2 protein-coding genes are annotated in these 1,969 nt (G+C 66.8%); both read left to right on the forward strand.

What is annotated here, in order from left to right; genetic code table 11:
• The first annotated feature begins 123 nt into the window (after window positions 1-123).
• Window positions 124-1,317: an IS110 family transposase gene (locus ACWGDE_RS38525; RefSeq protein WP_453393745.1), complete on the forward strand. Its 1,194-nt coding sequence runs from the start codon at window positions 124-126 to the stop codon at window positions 1,315-1,317.
• A gap of 79 nt (window positions 1,318-1,396) precedes the next feature.
• Complete coding sequence (locus ACWGDE_RS38530; RefSeq protein WP_453393746.1) at window positions 1,397-1,927, forward strand: hypothetical protein; 531 nt, start codon at window positions 1,397-1,399, stop codon at window positions 1,925-1,927.
• Window positions 1,928-1,969: the final 42 nt, after the last annotated feature.

Genomic DNA, 1,969 nt, shown 5'->3' on the forward strand with positions numbered 1-1,969 from the left:
CCGCCCGGTGCCCCGCGACGACACGGCCGCTCATTGGGATGAGCGAACAGAGGTCGCTTCGTAAGGACACGTCGGCGTGGTCGTCTGCAGGGACCAGTCAACCGATCGACGAGGGAGGCTCGGGTGCCCGAGCTCTGGGCGGGGACGGATGCCGGCAAGGCCGCGCATCACTGCACGGTGATCGACACGGATGGGACGAAGGTGCTCTCGCGCCGGGTGCCCAACAACGAGCCGGAGCTCCTGGAGCTGATAGGCGACGTCCTCGCCTTGGCCGAGGACAGCCCGGTGACCTGGGCCGTCGACCTGAACGCCGGCGGTGGCGCTTTGCTGATTGCTCTGCTGACAAGCCATGGCCAGCGGCTCCTCTACATTCCTGGCCGAACCGTCCACCACGCCTCCCGCGGCTATCGCGGGGACGGCAAGACGGATGCGAAGGACGCCTACGTCATCGCCGACCAGGCACGAATGCGCCGGGACCTGCAGCCCTTGCAGGAGTGGGACGAGATCGCGGTGGACCTGAAGATCCTCACCGCCCGCCGCTACGACCTCGCCGCCGACCGAACCCGCGCCATCAACCGGATGCGAGCCCAGCTCCTGGAGTACTTCCCCGCTCTCGAGCGGGCCTTCGACTACGCCGCCTCCAAAGCCGCACTCATCCTCCTGACCGGCTACCAGACCCCGGCCGGCCTGCGCCGGGTCGGCCCGAACAGGCTCGCGACCTGGCTGAAGAACCGCAAAGTCCGTGCCGCCCAGGCGATGGCCGAGGCGGCAGTCGTTGCGGCACAGGCCCAGCACACCGCCGTGGCGGGGGAGAGCACAGCCGCAGCAGTGGTGAACACCCTGGCCAGGGCAGTGTTGGCTCTGGACGATGAGATCGCTGACATCGACGCGCAGATTGCGGTCCGTTTCCGAGAGCACCGTCACGCGGAAGTGGTCCTCAGTATGCCGGGCATGGGCCCGTTGCTGGGGGCGGAGTTCATCGCCTGCACCGGCGGTGACATGGATGCCTTCGGCAGCTCTGGGCGACTTGCCGGGGTCGCCGGCCTCGCTCCGGTCCCACGGGATTCCGGTCGCATCAGCGGAAACATGCGCCGACCACACCGCTACCACCGCCGACTCCTGCGCGTCTTCTACCTCTCCGCCCAGATCGCTGCCCGCTTCTGCCCCACCTCGAAGACCTTCTACGACCGCAAGAGAGGCGAGGGCAAGAACCACAAGCAAGCGATTCTCGCCCTCGCTCGCCGCCGCCTTGACGTTCTGTGGGCCCTCATCCGCGACCAACGCCAATGGACAGCCCGGCCACCACAACCGGCCTGACCGGCGCCGCACAACGCCAGCCGACACGGTGAAGGTAGGTTGATCACCGGTTTGCTGGAGGCCGCGTAGAGGAGTTGGTGTGACAGAGATCGAGGTCCCGGGGCCTGAGTCCGACTGGCAGCCGGCTACACAACCGCCCTACTACACCGGCAAGAACCCCGCCTACCAGTACAGCGTCTGGGAGCACTCTGCCCCGCTGTTCCAGATGATCGGAGTGCTGGCGCTGCCGGTGCAGCCCATCGCCGAGCGGCTACGTCTGCAGGTGGAGCGGTCGTGGGACGGGCTGGACGAGCTCGACGTCGTTCTGTTCCGGCTGAAAGGCTTCAGCTTCGCGATCAGCAAGCACGACGGCAATCCGCTCGGCGTTTCGTACGTCTGGCTCACCCAGCCGCACGAGCAAGCCGACAAAGCCCTGGACACCCTTCTGGAGGTGGTCGGGATCGGAGAGGACTCCGTCACGTTCCGCGGAGATGCACATGATTTCCGAGCAGAGCGGATCGCCACATCGCAGGAGACCGCCTCGCCTGATGAGGTTTCCGGCGGCACCTTGCAGACCTCTCTGTGGGCGCGGCTCCGCCGTGCCATCGGCACGACCTCAGCCACCCAGTAGGCACACTCGACGCTTGACAACGGTCATTGGGAATCAGTCACA

It is taken from the genome of Streptomyces sp. NPDC054956 (assembly GCF_053609185.1).